Below are 3,259 nucleotides of genomic sequence, written 5' to 3'. Positions count from 1 at the left end.
ACCCCGATGACGTGGCGACAGCCACTCTCGATGGGGCCACTGCCGATCTGAAGGCCCTGGGCACGATAGGTCAGGTCGTTCATCCGCGCGGTTGTTGGTGTCGTAGATGATCTCATCAGCGACCGATTTGCCGGCAACGTGGTGCGCCGCGAGAGCGGTGAGCACCAAGGGGCGGACCAGCGCGTCCGCCCGTGTCTCCCGCCGCATTCCTCCACCGATCAGGTCGATCCCGTACTCCACAAGATGCATGTGAGTCGAGCGACAAGTGGTGTAACAGCCGGACCGGTGACCGGACGTCCTTGCCTTCGTTCGATGTGCGGCTGCCAAGTTCCGTCATGGCTCGGGCTGTGGAAGTGGAAGTAGAGGGAAGGGGAGAGGAAGGACACGGCTCTATGCTGTCCTCATCGCAGTGGCGCGCGAGATCCACAACCGGCAAGGACACGATGATGCGGTACAGGATCAGGCGTTACAGCTCCTTCCTCGTCCGGCGCTGGAGCTTCGACCAATCGGTTCAGCGAGTGATCGTCGAGCACATCCAGTCCGGCCAACGGAGCTCATTCGCCACCTTAGGGGAGGCCATGACTTGGATGGAGACGGCAGGAGACGAACCAGGCGATGCCGAAGCCGCCGATTACCAGGCCGAGACAGGCAAGCACGATCTGGGGGAGGCTCCGCGGTAGGGGATGGTGAGGGTAAACCGGGTGATCTGGTGGCGCGTGACCGGTGGGCGTATGCTGCGTGCGTTCGGAGTCATCGTCTATCCTCTAGCCAGTGTCGCTGCCGCCGGCCTCCCTGCCACGTTCCCCGGTCGCGTGTCCCGACGCCCTTCAGCGCCGGCATGTGTAGATTCCGCATTAAAACTGACCCACCTTTTCGCCTTAAATTTGACCCACCCCCGACTCCATCTGGTCCCCGTTATCATCGGGCACCTTTGCCGGGTTGCCAACCCGCTGGGCCAGTTTGCCTTTCATCCGGTAACTCGGTCCGGTCACCAGAAAGACGTGGCTGTGGTGCAGCAGTCGGTCTAGGATAGCCGCAGCAATCACCTCATCCCCGGCGAAGAGCGTCCCCCAGGTCTCGAACGGTACGTTGGTGGTGACGATCATCGCGGTCCGGGTGTAGAGGTGACTGACCAGCTGGAAGAAGAGCTTCGCCCGGTGGCCGTCCATCGGCAGGTAGCCCAGTTCATCCACCACCAGCAGGTCCAGCCGGCCCAGCCCCTCGATGGTTTTGGCCAGCCGTCGGGAGACTTCGTCCGCCAGTAACTGATCCACCAACTCGGCCGCTGCCACAAACAGCACCCGTTTGCGCGCCTGGCAGGCCCGGAGCCCGATGGCTGTGGCCAGATGGGTTTTCCCCACCCCCGGCCGGCCGACCAACACGATGTTCTCGGCCCGCCCCAGAAAGCCCAGTTCGGCCAACTCCCGGATCCGGCTGGCCGAGAGGGAGGGCTGAAAGGCGAAGTCGAACCCTTCCAGGGTGTGGACGGCCGGAAAGTGGGCCTTGGCGATTCGGGTGGCGATCGAGCGATCGATCTTGGCGGCGAGTTCCTCGTCGATCAGCCGGGCCAGAAAGGCGGTATAGCTCAGCTCGCTCTTGGTCGCCTTGATCGCCTCCGCCTCGAAGATCGCGGCGATGGTTGGTAAGGTCAGCTTGCTCAGGTTGGCGCGCAACCGCTCGGTCTCGCTCATCGCCCTGCCTCCAAGATCCGCTGGTAAGGACCCAGATCCGCCACCACCGAGACCGGGGTGGCAGCCGATGGTGGGGCAGCCAGCCGGGCGATGCCACCCGCTTCCAGGATCCCCCGGATGAAGCGCTGGGAGTAGCCCTGATAGGTCCGCGCTGCCTCAAAGGCCGCCTGGACGGCCGCGGCCGGATAGACCTCGGTCAAGGCCAGGATGGCCCGGAGTTGCCGCACCCCATCGTGCGGCTGCTGGCGCAGCAGTTCCTCGGCAAACCAGGCCTGGTCCGGGAACCGCTCCTGGAAGACCCGGGTCAGCAGCACCCGGGTTTGGGGCATCCCCGACCGGAGTCCCTGGTAGTGGTCCGGCTCAATGACGGTTGTCCCTTTCCGGGCGGCCAGCTCGTGCCGGGCCAGTTCTTGTCCCTGCTGATCCCGGATGGTGAGCGCTCGGCCTTGACTGACCCGGAGCCAGACCGGCTGCCCGGCGGAGGACCAGGGCACCGAGTAGCGACTGCCGGCCCAGGAGACCAGACAGTCCCAGCTGACTTTGCGGAGCGCCTCACGGCTACTGATGAAGGGCTGGACTGGCAGCGGCGTCAGGAGGGCCTGCTCCCGGGCAAAGCGGGCCAGCGGCGGTTCCTGGGTAGTGGCGTGGACCCGCTGGTCGAGCTCCTGAGCGGTGAAGGCGGCCAGTGCCTGGCTGAAGGCCGGGAAGCTGGGCCAACGATTCCCCTTGATGAAGTGCTGTTCCAGGTAGAAGAAGGGGCGTTCGACCTTGCCTTTGGTCCGGGGGCGACCCGGCTGACAGGCGACCGGCTGGATCCCATAGTGGCCGCAGAGCTCCAGGAAGTGGGGGTTCCAGCGGAAGTGCTGCGGATTGGCGTCGGTCACCAAGGCCTTGGCGTTATCGACCAGCAGTTCCTTGGGACTGCCGCCAAAGTGTTGCAGCCCGGCTTCGAGCGCCTCGAAGACCGAGCTTTGGGTCTCATCGAGGCTCGGCCAGTAGCAGGGGCGCCGGCTGTAGCCCAGGACGAGGCCGTAGACGACCACCCGGACCAAGGTCTCACCGATGAGGACGGTGTAGGGCGACCAGTCGAACTGCCCTTGCTGACCGGGGGCGGTCTCGAACCGCTCGGTCAGCTTCGGATTCGGCACCAGCGCCTTGAGCGCCTGCAGGTGGGTGTAGAGGGCGGTCTGGCCGCCCGTGTAACCCCGGGCTCGCAACTCCCGGAAGATCCGGGAGCCGATCAAGTGCTGCTCGAAGTACATCCGCTGGATCTCCTCGGCGAAGGGAGCCAGCTTGGGGTTCGGTCGTTTGGGCCGGATGTAGCGGGGCGGGCGCTCCTGCCGGAGGGCCGCCCGGACGGTATTGCGGGTGACCGACAACTCCCGGGCAATCGCGCGAATGGATTTCCCCTGGGCGTGCAGATACCGGATCGAGGTCCACGCTTCCACGGTGATCATCTCCTGGTCCCCTCCTCGCTGTGGCAGCACACCGAGGAGGATACGTACTCACTCCGTGGGGTGGGTCAATTTTCCGGCGGAAACTGGGTCATTTTTCAGACGGAATTAACA

Annotated in this window: 3 protein-coding genes; all 3 read right to left on the bottom strand. The window is 64.8% G+C overall.

Annotation, left to right across the window (positions count from 1 at the left end; translation table 11 throughout):
* Positions 1-240: hypothetical protein (locus tag VFV09_03990; protein ID HEU4866871.1), on the bottom strand; the 240-nt coding region annotated here is incomplete at its 3' end.
* Between the two features lie 638 nt (positions 241-878).
* Entirely contained in the window at positions 879-1,691 is an 813-nt protein-coding gene (gene istB, locus VFV09_03985; protein HEU4866870.1) for an IS21-like element helper ATPase IstB, read from the bottom strand.
* Complete coding sequence (gene istA, locus VFV09_03980) at positions 1,688-3,178, bottom strand: IS21 family transposase (GenBank protein ID HEU4866869.1); 1,491 nt, start codon at positions 3,176-3,178, stop codon at positions 1,688-1,690. Before istA ends, istB begins: the two co-directional genes overlap by 4 nt.
* Positions 3,179-3,259: the final 81 nt, after the last annotated feature.

The sequence above is a fragment of the Actinomycetota bacterium genome (assembly GCA_035759705.1).
Taxonomy (GTDB): domain Bacteria; phylum Actinomycetota; class CADDZG01; order JAHWKV01; family JAHWKV01; genus JAJCYE01.
This window is presented reverse-complemented; position numbering and strand designations above follow the sequence as displayed.